Genomic DNA, 13,542 nt, shown 5'->3' with positions numbered 1-13,542 from the left:
CGGTCGTGTTTGGACATTTCAGTCTCCGTGTCGGAGGTTCGTGCTTTCCGGTCGTTGCGGTGCTGAAGGGGCCACGGAAGAGTCATAGTAGGAGGAACACCCCCTCGACGAGCAGTAGCTGTGGGAGTGATATTTTCAGGCCGGAGAGGACGTTGTCGTATCCGATTTTCCCGGCGACGAGCCCGGAGAACAACGCCTGGAAGAGGGCGCCGTGGTAGAACAGCAATTTGAACTCGATTGGGGAAACGCCCTGTTGGAACGGAAGGGCGCTGGCGGCTCCAGCCCCGGCCTGCACGGCATTCGGGGTGGCCTCGGCCGCGTTCGAGAGCGCCGGGAGCATCACCACGACCAGGACAATCGAGATCAGAAGGAACACGCTGTTCCCGAAGATGGCGATAACGATGTGCGTCCGCGTCTTCTTCCGACGTTCCTCCTCGACGGCGAACGCCGTTTTGACGTCTGAGGCAGCGACTTCCAACACGTCGTTCACTCTCCCGGAGGCCGTGTTGGCCTCGAGAAGGAGGTTCACGACCCGAGAGAGCCGCGGGTTCTTCACGCGGTTTGCGAGTCTGGTCATCGCGTCCTCGAATGACACGCTCCATCCGGCGAGCTCGTTGTAGGTCGCTTCCAACTCCCGGGTGAGATACGTGTCCGATGACTCCGCTACCGTCCGCAGGTTCTCGGTGACGGAATCCCCGCGGTCGCTAGCCGACGCGAGTTTATCGAGGACGTTCGGGAGTTGCTTGTTGACCTTCCGCTGTCGACGAGCTTGTCGCTCGTGGTAGTACGAGAGCGGCGTCAGCGCCACGAACAGTGGAATCAGGGCACTGAGGGTAGTCGTGTAGACGGGACTCGTGAGGAACGCCGCCGGCGTCGGTGTGCTGATGCCGAGGACGCTCATGGCGAGAAGCCAGAGGCCTGCAACTGGAACTGTGACCAGAAGCGAGTATGGCGGGTACTCTCGAACCGCGTCGACTGGCTCTCGAAGCACCGATAAGAGGTGTCGCTTCCGCAGTGCGGAATACAGTTCTATGAGGCCAGAACGCTCGACTGGGCTCAGGGACCCGGAGTGGCCGTCGGTACGAGAGCGAACGGGTCGATGGTATCCGCCGTCCGTCGACGTGCCTCTCGACCCACGCCCCTCGTCGTTAGCGTGGCCTTCTAACCGCTTCTCGATTTCAGACGGGGTGACGCCGCCAGAACCCGTCGTTAGGGTCGGCGACGTCGTCTGGTCGTCCGTGCCGGTCGTGTCCAAGAACACGATGAAGAGCGCAGAGATGAACGGGAGGCCGAGGTAGATGATGATGTAGACGCGGTAGAGGCCCTGCTGCGTGATTGCAGACAGGACGAGGAACGTGGACATGACGAGCAGCGGGAAAATGACTCCCGCAACGATGTAGAATTGGCCGACCGTGTCGATTCGCTCGATGTGGCTGTCCTTCTGGCGGCGGGCACGTCGCTGGTAGCTCTCCGTCTTCTGCGCCAGATAGCTGGTCGCCCCACCGCCGCTCTCGACGATGGAACTGAGGTCGGAGAACAACTCCGCGAGCTCGTCACTCGGCGTTGCGTCTCTCGTCCTGTGGAGAGCCTCGCGAAGGTCCGCCCCGAGGTAGTCCATGTTGTTGACGACACTCTGGAACTCGACCGCGATCTCGCCGTAGGCTTCCTCGTCGCCGGCGAGTTTCCGAACGATGGCGGGGATGGTGAGGCTCCCCTGGGAGAGCGCGTAGATGTACGTCACGGCCTGGGGCAGCAGCATGTCGATTTGCCGGCCGCGTTTGTCTGCTCGAATCCTGGGGAGATACAGTAGGAGTGTGCCCGTTGGGACGGCGAACGTGAGCGCGGTGACTGCGACCACGAGGAACCCCGCCAGGGGCACGCGTAGGAGACTGGTGACAGATTCGACTGAAGCAGGTACGGCGACAGCGGAGTAGAGGGGGTTCAGGCCTGAGAAGTGGAGCAGCGTGGCGAAGATGCCGCCCAGAAGGCCGCCCATGCCGGCTGCGATGAGGGTGAGCATCGTCGCCCGCGCCAGGTAGAAGTCGTAGGACTCGTCCATCCGCGCCTGCTTGACCGCTCGCTCAGTGGACGCGAACCACGTCTCGTGGTCCCGAAAGAACCCGCTGAAGGTCCGGTACGCCCACTGGTCCAGGTCGCTCTGGTCGTCGGTGGAGTGCAGACGGTCGCTGACGTCCAAGGCACGCTCGAGCAGCCACTCGACACGGGTCTGTTCGCCGGGCCGGAATCCGGCTACCTCCTCGGAGTCGCCCAACGCTCGGAACTCGGCTGCCACGGCAGCCTGACCGCCAACCCGATTCGGATGGCCGTCTCCCCCGTCAATGGCAGTCTCGTCGCCGCCCGCCGGTTGACCGCCCTCCGATGTTTCCTCGTCGTCGCGCGGTGGAGCCTCCTCCGAACCGGATGAGTCACCCCCGATGTGGGGAGGGTCGTCTCCGGACATCAGAGGTCCTCCAGCGCGTCGAAGTCCAGTTCGCCGCGCTCTACCTGTTTGGACACAACGCCCGGGGCGCGCATGAAGCTCCGAATCGCCGTGGCGACGTGCTCGTACTCGGTGATGCCCTCGTCGACGAGATGCGAGAGTAGCCGTCGACGCGCCTCGAACGACTCGTCGGGGTCGCGGCCCTGCTCGCGAAGGCTGTCTCGATGGTAGCTATCCGCCACCTGATTGATGGTGTCGGACGCTTCATCCCACTCGTAGACCCGCCGGTGGTTGATACTGTTCGTGTCCGGGTCCAGCCGCTTGATCTCGTAGATGGACTGGTTCCGCCGGGTTCGGCGGGCTCCTTCATCACTCCCATCTGCGTTCAGCTTCGTCTGCACCGCGAGGAACCCTAACTCCGACACGAGTGGCCGTTCGACAGCCATCGGCTCGTTCAGGAGACGGCTGAATGCAGACTCGAGACTGTCGGCGTGAACGGTGGAGAACGTCGTGTGGCCGGTGTTCATCGCCTGGAACATGTCTCGGGCTTCTTCGCCACGGACCTCGCCGACGATGAGGTACTCTGGCCGTTTCCGCAGGGCGTTCTCCAGCAGGTCGTACATCCCGATTTCAGCCTCTGCTTCGTGGGCATACCCCTCTCGCGTCAGGAGCGACACGAGGTTGTCTTGGGGAATCTGGAGCTCTCTGGTGTCCTCGAGTGAGACGACCTTCTCGCCCGGCGGGATGAACATGGTGAGCGCGTTCAGGGTCGCCGTCTTCCCCGACCCCGTCCCGCCGGTGATGAGCCCGGAGTATCCGTTCTCGATGAGCAGCCAGAGGTGGGCCATCTGGTCGACGCTGAATGTCCCGAGGTCGATGAGCTCAACCGGCGTGAACGGGTCTTCCGCGTGCTTCCGGACGGTGTAGTTCGCCCCTCGGGGCGAGATGTCGTCCAGTGAGAGCTGCACTCGGGAGCCGTCGGGGAGCGACATGCCTTCCGTCGGATGCGCGGTAGAGATGTCGTTCCCTGCCCGCTGGGCAATCTGGTGGATGAACCGGTCCAGTTCGTCCTCCTCGTAGACGATGTTCGTCGCGAGGTTCTCGTACTCGCGGTGGTAGATGTAGACGCAGACGCCGGGGCCGTCCGCGGAGATCTCCTCGATGTGTGGGTCCTGCATCAGCGGGTCGATTCGACCGTAGCGGGACGCCAGCAGGTTCCGGTGCAGGTAGTACAGGACCTTCTCGAAGGATGGGTCCGCGACGCTGAACCCTGCGAGCCCCTGGACAACTTCGCGGGCCTGCGCTTCCAGCGTGGCCGCCCGGTCGATGTCCTCGTCGGCGGGGACCTGGTACAGCAGCCGGTCGGTCAGTTGGTTCTCGAGGTCTTGGTAGAGCTTGGCTTCGTGCTCGTCCAGGTCCGGCTCGACGACTCGGTACGTGAGCTCGTTGGTCGTCTCGTCGCGGAAGATGGCCGCGTACGCGAATGGCCGATTGAGCCAGTACCTCGTTTCGAGACTGTACTGGTCCTCGGAGAGCGTTTCAGCCTCTTCCTCTCTGAACGCCAGGAGGTAGCTTCGCGACCGAGTCGTGGTGAGGTCGTGTCCCTCGAGAGGGACGGACTCGTCGGGGTCGACGTCGTCGACGAGAGCCTCCCCCTCCGCGCTATGCGACTGAGTTTCGCTGTCTGGTACGCCAGGTCCCTCAGTTGGGCCGTCCTCCGCTGTGGCAGCCTGTTCTGCGGAACCAGACGCTGTGGTGTCCGGTTGGTCGGGCATGGTGGTCTCGGTATCGGGTATCGAGCGCCGCGTCAGCGGTTCAGACACGGCCACGGAGATGGCTCCGTGTGAGCGGCTGGTCAGGCCGCCAGCGATGCTCGGTACATCGCACGCATTAGCCCTGCTCCCTTTAAAACTCCCGTCTGGCGTGGTATACGCCCCTCCAGTATTCGGTGAGACGCCTTTTACCGGAGCACGAGGGAACGGGAGATATGGAAGAAGGCTACTCGACTGGCCTCCCGAAACTCGACGAGGACATCGGCGGCGGGCTCCCACCAGGGTCCCTCACAGTCTTGACCGCCCCTCCGACGTCCGCGGCCTCCCTTCTCGGGTACTCTGCCGCGCTCGAAAATTCGGGAGTACACATCCTCACCACGTACCGTGACCCGGACCGCGTCCGGTCTGAACTAACCGCTGCCGACCGCGGATCTCTGGATGCCGCTGCCGTAACCGGAGAGGGTGGAGCTGAAAACCAGGAGGACTCGACAGAGCTCCGGATTACCCAAGTGGACGCCTCGGACCTCACCTCCTCCACAGACGCCATTCCTCCGGACTGGTTGTCTCCCGCTGCGGACCATCAGGAGGCGACCAGTACTAGCGCAGAGTCTGACGCAGACTCCCTCTCGCTGCTCGTGTTCGATTCGTTATCCTCCGTCGATACAGCCGGGGGCCACGACGCCGTGGTGGACACGATTTCTGCCCTTCGCAGTTTCGCCGACACCCACCAGACCGCGGTCCTCGTGTTCCTCGACGAAACTTCGCCTCTCAGCGATGGAAGCCGGTACGCAGTCCGTTCCGCTGACCTCCTCTTCACGTATTCCTCGGCAGGCCAGCATTCGGATACGGACGCTATCACCATCCGTCGCGTCCGTCGTGCAGTCGACCCCGCGAAAGTCTCGGACCTGCCGCAGAGCCTTCCACTCAAGTTGTCTACCGAAATGGAACAGAACCCCGACCGTGGGTACTAGTCCGTCTCCTCACCGTATTCTCTACGCCGAGACAGATTGGAGCGGCTAGAAAACAGACTGCCGACTTGGAGTACAGGCGAACGGAATACTCGAACTAAGCTGGTTCGTTGGAGAGCAGGAACAGCGTAGCGTACAAAGTGCCGTCCTCGCCAATGTAAACGCCGACCCCCTGGATTGCGTACGGCCCGAGCATCGCTTCGTTGTGGGACTCAGACGTTTTCCAGAGAGTGAAAATCTCCTTGGCGAGGTAGGCACCTGTGTCGTTTCGCTCCATTCGCCAATCATCCACCACAGTCGAGGCGATATTCTCAGCGTCTAACCCCGGGCTCGAGTAATTATACTGCCGAAGCCAGTTATTGTGGTCATCACCGTCGACCGCTGATTCATGGGCGAAATATCCGTGTTCCTCCATCTCCCAGGAGTGGTAGCGAGCGATGTTTCCGACCTTCGGGTCGTAATGAAGTCGCGAGAGATTGTTGGCCTCTCGATGCTGGTTGATCTTCTGGCCGACCAACTGTTCGATCCTGGTGACGTTCAGCCCAGCTCCGTATTCGGATTTCGTCGCCGGTTTCTCTGGCTTCGTGTAGTCCTGCTCGTACACTGGGTCCGGATAGGTAGTCGTCGACTCGTCTACGGAGGTGGTCGGCGACTCGGTCGTGGTTGCACACCCAGAGACGACAAGCAACACAGCAAGTCCGACGGCAATCGCACGGTGCTCCATCATGGGCGCTCTTTCCGCGTCGGTTGGCTTAAAGAATCGGACCTCTGCTAAGAAATTAGTCCGCGTCGCAACGCGTTAAAATCCTATCGCGATAGGCGCGTCGGCTAGCAGGCCTTCTCGTTGAGTGGCGCCTCCGGATTCGTGCATCTGTGCCTGACTTCCCGTACGCCGTCTACCACTGCGCTCTCTGGGGGCCTCGTCAGACTGTATTCTTGGGTGACTCCGGACTTCTCGTAGACATAGTACAACGTCGTGTTGTACTTCGCCTTCCGCATATCGAGGAACAACTGGTCCTCGTACTTGTCCTTATTCCAGAGGTGAAGCGTCTCCTGGCGGTAATCCTTGAACTTGTACTTATAATCGTACTCGTAGCGAGTCACCGTCTTGTGCCACTCGTAGACGTCATCATACTCCCCCTCCCTGTACTGGTAATCGGTATCGTATTCTGCGGGGTCCACGTCGGTGTCAGTGGCCACCTGAGTCTCGTAGGGCCCACAGGGACTGCCACTCCAGGAGGTAGAGCCCGTAATGTAGTTCTCGCACTTGTAGCTGGTATCAGTGGTTCGCGACTCGATTTTATCCTGACGGGTATCCACCAGTGTCGGGGACGACCAGCCCGAATATTCGTTGTCTCGCCAGTAGTAGTCCCACCCGGTTCGGGTAGTTCCTACATGATCTCCTCTGGACCACTCGTATCCGGGACTGGACGTGGACTCCGTCGTTTTCGTGGTCTCGTAGTAGTCTTTGACCTTCCCCACGTAGGTACCCGGCGTCCCCCCGTCAATCACATGGCCAGAGTCGTCCTGTTTGTCCTCGTAAACCTCATAGCTCCAGCCGTCGCGAACGCTTGTCGTGCCGATGTCGTCCTCGACCTTGAACCAATCTGACCCTGGGGACTGCCAGTCCGATTGCTCGTAGTACCCAACATGAACCGCCTCGTAGTGCGACCCATCCGTCTCCCACCCGGCCATCAGAAGCTGCTCTTTCCGGAAGTTGTTGCTGGCCTTGATGTCCTGAGTCTCCTCGCTGATGAGCTCACTCTCGGAGTGGTGGAACTCCTTTTTCGTCCACAGGTCGCTCGGCGGGGAAGCTGCCACCGTTTCCTCGGAGACCACCTCAGACTTGTATTTGTAGACTTTGTAACTCCCGCCCTGGACCGAAATATCGACGCTCGTAACGTGTGAGCCACCTATGAGGTTCCCATCCCGGTCCAGAGGATAAATCTGGATAGTGTAGTCTCCCCCGTTCTCGTACTGATGCCTGAGATCAAGTGCCCTATCGTAGTCATGGCCCTGAACAGTATCTGTTGTGCCGTCCCCCCAACTCACCCGCACAGAGACATCCTTCATGGGGGGTTCCACAGGCCCATCACGATTGCGCGAGGGCGTGTATGCCAGAGTGACCGTTTCGCCAGGCTTCGGATAGCTCGGCGAGACCTCGAAATCTGGGACCCAACTACTGTATCGCGTCGTCGTATCCTGCTCCCAGTTGATAGTTTCCGTCTTTGTCACCGTGTTACCGCTGCTGTCCGTAACAAGCAACGTTACCGACCGAGAGTCTCCCTCATTGAGGCTGCCACTGAACGCGTAGGGAACCACCGATGCTCGCCCCTCGGTTTTCTTGACGTCCCCGTTCGGGAACTTCCAGACGTACGTCAGAATGTCGTCGTTGTCGTCATTTGCGTTGGCAGTGAACCGGAACAGCTTATTCGTGAATCCTGCCGGACTATCGAAGTAATCGGTCGCGGACGACTGGTCCGGGTCGGGGTTGGTCGCCTTCATCAGGTCAATCGAAGGGTCGCTGTCAGCCTGCCGCTGGCAGACCAACCGACTCAGGACCTCGGTAGTAGACTTGCCGCTGTTGTCCCAGACCTTCGCCGCGATCTTGGCTTGTTCGCCAGGTGCGACGTCTGGCGTGTACGAGATCGACTGCCCGAACCCAATCGGGTTCGTGTGCATCTGGTCGAACCAGCGAACCGAGTCGATTCTCCCGGACGGGTCGGGGTCGTTAGCGACGACCCTGATTGTACTCGGTTTATCCGGAGGGAGACAACGACCCTCCTGACCCGTGTTTACGTAGATGTCCTCGACTTCTGGGGGTTCGGCGCCGGGGACCACGTCGACGGTTTTCGAGATGGACACCGTGTCGCCGTCTCGGTCGGTGACCTGGGCCGAGATGGTCGCGGTGTCGCCTGGGTGAGCCGAGAAGTAGAAGGACGCCGAGTCTCCAGTCCCTGTGGCCGTACCCGCGGCTGGGCTGGTCTTCTCCCATTCGACTCGGGTAATTCGTTCACTCGCGGTTACGGAGAACGACGCGCTCGACCCCGACTGGACTTTTGAGGGGCCGAGGATCGTCGCACTGAGCGGCGGCTCGGTGATTCGGACCGTCTTCGTGGCCGTTGTGGTCCCTCCATCGTTGTCGGTGACGGTCACAGAGACCGTATCCGTTTCCCCGACGACGCCGTCGATTTCGATATTCTCGCTGGTGCCACTCCCCCCGTTATTCCATTCGATGTCCCTGACCGAGCCGTCGGGGTCTGAAGCGGACACGGTGTACCTGGCAGAATCACCCAGGTCTACCCTAGAGGGGCCACTAATCGAGACTTCCGGGTCCTGGTTCCCACCGCTGTACCCGTCGTCTACCGGGTTGATTCGGACGGTCCGGCTCGCGGTGGTAGTTGCCCCGTCGTTGTCGGTGACACTAACGGAAATTGTCCGCGTAGACCCTGCACCCTGGAAGAACGACACGGAGGACTGCGGGCCGCTATCGCCGGTGCTCCATTCGATATTCGTGATCTGGCCGTCGGAGTCGGTCGCATCAGCAGTATAGGACCGTACGTCTCCGAACTCGACGGACGTTGGCCCGTCGATGGAGACCTCTGGTCCGATGTTCGGCGGCTCGACGATTCGGACGGTGTGTTTCGCGCCGGTCGTGTTCCCATCGTCGTCGATGACCGTCGCGGACACCCCTACGTAGGCACCAGGGCTCTCTGTGAACGAATAGTCCGCAGTCGGGCCCTTCTCACCGTTGCTCCAGATGATTTCCTCAATCGTGCCGTCGACGTCGTTGGCCTCGAGAATGAAGGTGACCTCCTTGTTCGGAATGGTCGTGTTCGGGCCGAAGATTTTGGCGGTGGGCTTCGTCTTGAGATCTCCGTCCGAGCTCTCTTCCTCGCCGAACTCGAAGCCTGTGTAGGGGAGTCCCTGAGCTCGCGCTGCTTTATTGAGGACGCGCTTCTCAGAGCGAGCGTCGTAAACCTGGACGCGTACCACGTCGCCCTCGTTGATGATGTCGTCCCGCAGGTCAACGATGAAGGACTCGCCTGCACTCCACATTCGGGGGTTATCTGCGTTGAAGGAGCCGCCGACTCCGGAGACGACGTTGCTCGCGAGCGTCTTCTTCTTCCCGTTGCCGAGGCCTGGGATACTGGAGAAGAAGCTGGTGTCGTCGTCGTCGCCGATTGACTCAACGCTATCCTCCTCGCCGCCGGAGTTGTTGTGCCACTCGTCAACCTCGAATCGGTAGGCGGTCTTCTTCCGGGTGACGTTCCGCTTTATTGGGCGTTCGACGTAGTGGTCTAGTTTCTTCCTGAGGCCTACCCCGGGGATAGAGACGTTCTTGTAGATGGGTTTCTGCTTGACTCCAACAGTGACGTTCTCGGTGACAGTCTGTGTGGCGACTTGCGTCTTACCGGCTGCACCCTTCAGATTCTCGACTGTGATGCCTGATTTGTTCTGCTCAGGGAAGGTGACGTGAACGCGGAGATGTTTCGTCGGTAGTGGATTCCCGACAAGAGGGGTGACACGGACCTTGTCCTGGGAGATCACTTCAATCTCGGATTTCAGGACTTTCTCCGTCTCGGCGGTCTTACCCATCCTGTCGGTGGCGACGCCGGCGGTCACACCGGCCAAGACGACGACGCCCGCCATCGCGAACAGGACGCTCTTGGTACTCGTAACGCCTCGCTCGTCTAAGTTGAAGGAACGCTGGTTTCTCCTGGTCATTGGTATCGGTATCGGGTTCCGGGTTACTCCGCCGGGTAGCGGAGGGGGGCTCACTCGAAGGCAGGGGCGTGGTCAGCGCCTCTGCGAATGTCCGTGGGGGGACGACGGGTGGTCAGCCCGCCGTGGGTCAGTCACGGAGTTAGTTGCGTGCGTTTGAGAACGGGATTATCAGCGGCTCTACTTAACTCTTTACGCTGGAGAGACTCGCTACCAGCCGTGTGAGAACATACCAGATTCCCGGGGTCGTCGGTCAGAATGAGTCGTCCATCGAATCGGATTCGTCGCTCGACCCCGCCGCCTGTCGACCAGAGGATTCCTCTTCGACGAACGCCGCTAACGACTCGGTCTCCATGTCTGGCCGTTCCGTATCCGGGAGATCGGTCTCGACGGTTTCGTGCTCCTCCGCGAGGGATGCCACTAGATGAGACAGGGCGATGATCGCGTGTTCGTACTGCTCCATCCGAGTCTCCATATGAGAGACTCGGTTCTGGAGGCTGCGAATAGCCGGGTCGTCAGTTCCCGTCATACTGAGCGTTTCGGCGGGCCCGCTCAAAAAGCGTCGTCGTCGTGCTATCCCGACTGTCGGCTGCCGGGGCCGAGTCAGAACAGCTCGTGGCGCTCGAAAATCAGCACCGTGGCCGTATCTGTAAGCTGAACCGTCCTGTCCTCTCTCTCATGGAGGAAGTCGCGAAATTCATCTTCGAGCTCGGAATGATGGCTTGCTCCGCGCTGGTGAATGGCCATCGGCAGGTCTCGGACGGTCTCCGCCGCAACTTCCTTCACCTGGAGGCGCGCGAACTTGTCGCCAGCCTCGGTGTAGGCCCTGATATAGTCGTAGACCGAGACAGAGCTCGGCTCAAGGAACCGAACTGTCGCATCCATTTGGCCGCCGCGGATGAGCCGGGGGCCGGGATTTTGGAAGGTGAGGTCGTGCCAGGCTGGTTCACCATCGGGAAGTTGACTCATTCTGTGTCCTCGAGTTGACGAGAGGTATCCGCGTGTCGTAGTATAATAGCTCGGCTACACCACCGCGGCGTTGGCCCGCCGCAGTGGATACACGAGACTCTCTCGTGGTGGCGATGGAATCGTGTCGGAGGGTTTGGTAGGAACGAGCTCTCGGGACAGTGGGCGATTCGGCAGCGAGCGGGTTGTTGAAGTGTTAGATTATGACTTTCTGCTTCTGGAGGACTGTTTCGGTTTGGCCTTTCACGCCGAGGACTACAATGGTGATTTCGGAGTCCCCGCTTCCGGGCGGCCCGACGAGGATTTTCCCACCGGATTTGGTGAGTCCGTCTACACTGCTGTCCTCCTCGATGAAGGCGATTTCCCCGGTTTCAGTGAGGGTGGTCGTTGCCGTGGTGCCGTTGTAGTTGACGGTGACGTTGATTTCCTCGGCGTTCCCACCGTTCACCCAGGTTACCTCTGAGGTGCCTGGTGAGCCCTGGTCGCGTGTGATGTCCGCGCCACCGTTGACGGGCGTGTTGACGTTGCTTCCGAATCCGAGCACGGAGCTCGCGATGATGGCGGCCAGAATCACGGTGATGGCCACCATGAGGACGACTCCGATGACAGGAGAGACGCCCCGGTGGTCAGTCCGGAGGTCCTCCATGTCGAAGGACGGTACAGAGATGGTCAGGTCGGTATCGGGCATTCCACGCAGGGGTTTGTCGGTTCCCCTCAAAAAGCGTCGGAACTCACGAGCGTAGGTGAACGGTTCCCAAAGCCTCCCTCGGAGGTCAGAGGTACCGGTGGACGATGCCCTTGATGGCGAGGGGGAGAGAGCAGGCGACCGAGAGGATGTACCCCGCTATCGCGAGAGCGGTCACTCGCTGTGCAACTTGCTTGCCGGTCTCCAGTTCCTCGGGAGTGAACAGGTCCTGATAGAGTGGGTTTGACGCGAGGACAGGAACTGACTCGAGATACATGATGGAAGCCATGTGGCTGAACGCGGAGAGCATGGCGACGGCGAGAATCACCGTGCCGACGTTTGACGACGGGACCACCCTCTGAGGTAGGGAACGCTTGTTCGCCTCCGTCGGGTCGAAGAACTGCTGGTCTTCCTCGTCGGACTGAGATTTCGACATGGCGTTAGCTGTGCCTCGGTTTGTCGTTCCCCTTGAAAGGCCTCCGGACACAACTCTGGCTGTCGGCCGGTGCAGGTCGCAGTGGTCGCCTCTGGTTGCGGCGAGCTCGGCGAGACGAGATACTCGCTCGGTGTCGCTGTGAGTTGTGAGTAGAGAACCCGCGTATAGGGTCGGGAACGTGTGCGTGCGTTAAACCGGTAGAAACCGGTTCCTCACACGCCGAGCGGAGGGATGCGGATTTAACCCGATACCGATACCACTTGTCTGGCCATCACGACCAAGCGATGGACAGCCCCAGTTATGCCGCTGCGACCAACAGCGACGGTCACCGTGACCAAACGGTGAGGCACGGCAGAGCCGTGCGATGACCGCTCGCGTGTGAGCATCGGAATTACGATTTGGGTTGTACTTAAACCATTGGCTACCCCGTCGTAGGCGGCCATAGTCTCGAAGCCCACGCTGCTCGACAGAGAGCGATGGTTTCCGGTAGCCGCTCGTCCGGGGTCGTAGACGTGGTCGGCCGCTGACCTCTGCAGCAAACGGCAATAAGACTATTCAACTTACAATACCTCCCAGAGAAGTACACCAGCGTACAACACTCTGGACACAACAAACGTTTATAACATTAGTTTTGCATGTTTGAATCAAGATGGCAACCAAACGCTCTGCCGAATCTGGCAGCACCTCTCGAAGAAACGAATGACCCCTCCATCTGACGACCCAGACGCTTCGGCTGAGAACCCCGACGAGGGATTCTCAGACCAGCCGAAAGAACCTGACAACCTCCCCCAGTCACTCATAGCACGCCTCCGGACCCTCGACGAGGAAGAGCTACGCGCCGTCTCCACCTTCTCACTCGACCTCGCCAACACCTCCAGCCACGACCCGAACGACACCACGGTCGAAAACCCCGCCGAAGCCACGGACGTAGAAATCGAGAAATACCTCCTCGTTCACTACGGCAAGACCGAGCTCGAAGCGGCCGAGAAAGCCCACTACACGGTCAAACACATCAGCGGCTACGACTACTTCTATTGGCAGTGGCGTGACACAGAGACAGGGAAAATCAAGAGCAAGTATATCTGCCCCGTCAGCGACACTCCCTTCGAATCTCGGAACTTCGACGACAACGACGACGACGACGACACCGACACAGACACCGACACCACCGGCGAGGCCGACGAAGAAGACCAATCCGACGGTGAGAGCCGACAGAACAACACGACGTCCGCCAACTAACTCGCCTCGTCGTCTTCTTCGCAGCTCCCCCCTGTTCTTTCGGTCGCCTTCGCGGAGATCTCCTCGATAGCCTGCCCCAGGACATCGTACTCGACATGGTGAGTCCTGGTGAGCGACTCCAGCCGTTGTCCGTCTGCGTACTGGTGGATACAGTACGCGATCACGTCCGGGATGGCAGAGACGGGAGTATCCTCACGCTCGGCGACTTCCTCGGCGACGTTCTCGATGACGTCCTGGCCGTCGGGCCGGTCGCGTAGCTGCTTGATGTGGAGACGTGCGTTCAGGAGATTGTAACCAGGCATCAGTCGGTC

At 60.3% G+C, this 13,542-nt stretch carries 11 protein-coding genes; 2 read left to right on the top strand and 9 right to left on the bottom strand.

What is annotated here, in order from left to right; genetic code table 11:
• Positions 1-82: 82 nt before the first annotated feature.
• Together LT971_RS15560 and LT971_RS15555 are read right to left on the bottom strand one after the other, a co-directional pair.
• A complete protein-coding gene (locus LT971_RS15560) occupies positions 83-2,461 on the bottom strand; it encodes a type II secretion system F family protein (RefSeq protein WP_237007866.1) in 2,379 nt (792 codons plus the stop codon).
• Positions 2,461-4,215, bottom strand: coding sequence for a type II/IV secretion system ATPase subunit (locus LT971_RS15555; protein ID WP_237007865.1), 1,755 nt, complete (start codon positions 4,213-4,215; stop codon positions 2,461-2,463). Before LT971_RS15555 ends, LT971_RS15560 begins: the two co-directional genes overlap by 1 nt.
• A 212-nt stretch (positions 4,216-4,427) precedes the next feature.
• Here LT971_RS15555 and LT971_RS15550 point away from each other — a divergent pair, with 212 nt between their 5' ends.
• Positions 4,428-5,183, top strand: coding sequence for an RAD55 family ATPase (locus LT971_RS15550; RefSeq protein WP_237007864.1), 756 nt, complete (start codon positions 4,428-4,430; stop codon positions 5,181-5,183).
• Between the two features lie 94 nt (positions 5,184-5,277).
• On the opposite strand, the gene LT971_RS15545 is transcribed toward LT971_RS15550, so the two are convergent.
• The 6 genes from LT971_RS15545 to LT971_RS15520 all read right to left on the bottom strand — a co-directional run bounded on the left by LT971_RS15545 (position 5,278) and on the right by LT971_RS15520 (position 11,992).
• Positions 5,278-5,907: a CAP domain-containing protein gene (locus tag LT971_RS15545; RefSeq protein WP_237007863.1), complete on the bottom strand. Its 630-nt coding sequence runs from the start codon at positions 5,905-5,907 to the stop codon at positions 5,278-5,280.
• A gap of 101 nt (positions 5,908-6,008) precedes the next feature.
• Positions 6,009-9,833 (bottom strand): RHS repeat domain-containing protein, encoded by a 3,825-nt coding sequence (locus LT971_RS15540; RefSeq protein ID WP_237007862.1) that lies wholly within the window; start codon positions 9,831-9,833, stop codon positions 6,009-6,011.
• 325 nt (positions 9,834-10,158) lie between these two features.
• Entirely contained in the window at positions 10,159-10,434 is a 276-nt protein-coding gene (locus tag LT971_RS15535; protein ID WP_237007861.1) for a hypothetical protein, read from the bottom strand.
• Between the two features lie 74 nt (positions 10,435-10,508).
• A complete protein-coding gene (locus LT971_RS15530) occupies positions 10,509-10,874 on the bottom strand; it encodes a hypothetical protein (protein WP_237007860.1) in 366 nt (121 codons plus the stop codon).
• Between the two features lie 193 nt (positions 10,875-11,067).
• The gene (locus LT971_RS15525) at positions 11,068-11,559 is read right to left on the bottom strand and encodes a type IV pilin domain-containing protein (protein WP_237007859.1); all 492 of its coding nucleotides are present in this window, start codon (positions 11,557-11,559) and stop codon (positions 11,068-11,070) included.
• Between the two features lie 85 nt (positions 11,560-11,644).
• Positions 11,645-11,992 carry a hypothetical protein gene (locus LT971_RS15520; RefSeq protein ID WP_237007858.1) on the bottom strand — a complete coding sequence of 116 codons (348 nt, stop codon included), beginning with the start codon at positions 11,990-11,992 and terminating at the stop codon, positions 11,645-11,647.
• A 699-nt stretch (positions 11,993-12,691) separates the two neighbouring features.
• Here LT971_RS15520 and LT971_RS15515 point away from each other — a divergent pair.
• Entirely contained in the window at positions 12,692-13,231 is a 540-nt protein-coding gene (locus LT971_RS15515; RefSeq protein ID WP_237007857.1) for a hypothetical protein, read from the top strand.
• Here the strand turns inward: LT971_RS15515 and LT971_RS15510 are convergent.
• Positions 13,228-13,533 carry a hypothetical protein gene (locus LT971_RS15510; protein WP_237007856.1) on the bottom strand — a complete coding sequence of 102 codons (306 nt, stop codon included), beginning with the start codon at positions 13,531-13,533 and terminating at the stop codon, positions 13,228-13,230. The two genes, LT971_RS15515 and LT971_RS15510, sit on opposite strands and share 4 nt — an antisense overlap.
• Positions 13,534-13,542 lie beyond the last annotated feature (9 nt).

Origin of the sequence: Halobacterium rubrum (genome assembly GCF_021729015.1) — an archaeon.
In the GTDB taxonomy this organism is placed as follows: Archaea; Halobacteriota; Halobacteria; order Halobacteriales; family Halobacteriaceae; genus Halobacterium; species Halobacterium rubrum.
Note: the sequence above shows the minus strand (reverse complement) of the source record. Positions and strands in the feature narration are given on the sequence as shown.

Bases quoted from the DNA above. Each gene is read 5' to 3' on its own strand.
- LT971_RS15560 (WP_237007866.1), bottom strand. From the start codon at position 2,461: ATGTCCGGAGACGACCCTCCCCACATCGGGGGTGACTCATCCGGTTCG.
- LT971_RS15555 (WP_237007865.1), bottom strand. From the start codon at position 4,215: ATGCCCGACCAACCGGACACCACAGCGTCTGGTTCCGCAGAACAGGCT.
- LT971_RS15550 (WP_237007864.1), top strand. From the start codon at position 4,428: ATGGAAGAAGGCTACTCGACTGGCCTCCCGAAACTCGACGAGGACATC.
- LT971_RS15545 (WP_237007863.1), bottom strand. From the start codon at position 5,907: ATGATGGAGCACCGTGCGATTGCCGTCGGACTTGCTGTGTTGCTTGTC.
- LT971_RS15540 (WP_237007862.1), bottom strand. From the start codon at position 9,833: ATGGCGGGCGTCGTCGTCTTGGCCGGTGTGACCGCCGGCGTCGCCACC.
- LT971_RS15535 (WP_237007861.1), bottom strand. From the start codon at position 10,434: ATGACGGGAACTGACGACCCGGCTATTCGCAGCCTCCAGAACCGAGTC.
- LT971_RS15530 (WP_237007860.1), bottom strand. From the start codon at position 10,874: ATGAGTCAACTTCCCGATGGTGAACCAGCCTGGCACGACCTCACCTTC.
- LT971_RS15525 (WP_237007859.1), bottom strand. From the start codon at position 11,559: ATGCCCGATACCGACCTGACCATCTCTGTACCGTCCTTCGACATGGAG.
- LT971_RS15520 (WP_237007858.1), bottom strand. From the start codon at position 11,992: ATGTCGAAATCTCAGTCCGACGAGGAAGACCAGCAGTTCTTCGACCCG.
- LT971_RS15515 (WP_237007857.1), top strand. From the start codon at position 12,692: ATGACCCCTCCATCTGACGACCCAGACGCTTCGGCTGAGAACCCCGAC.
- LT971_RS15510 (WP_237007856.1), bottom strand. From the start codon at position 13,533: ATGCCTGGTTACAATCTCCTGAACGCACGTCTCCACATCAAGCAGCTA.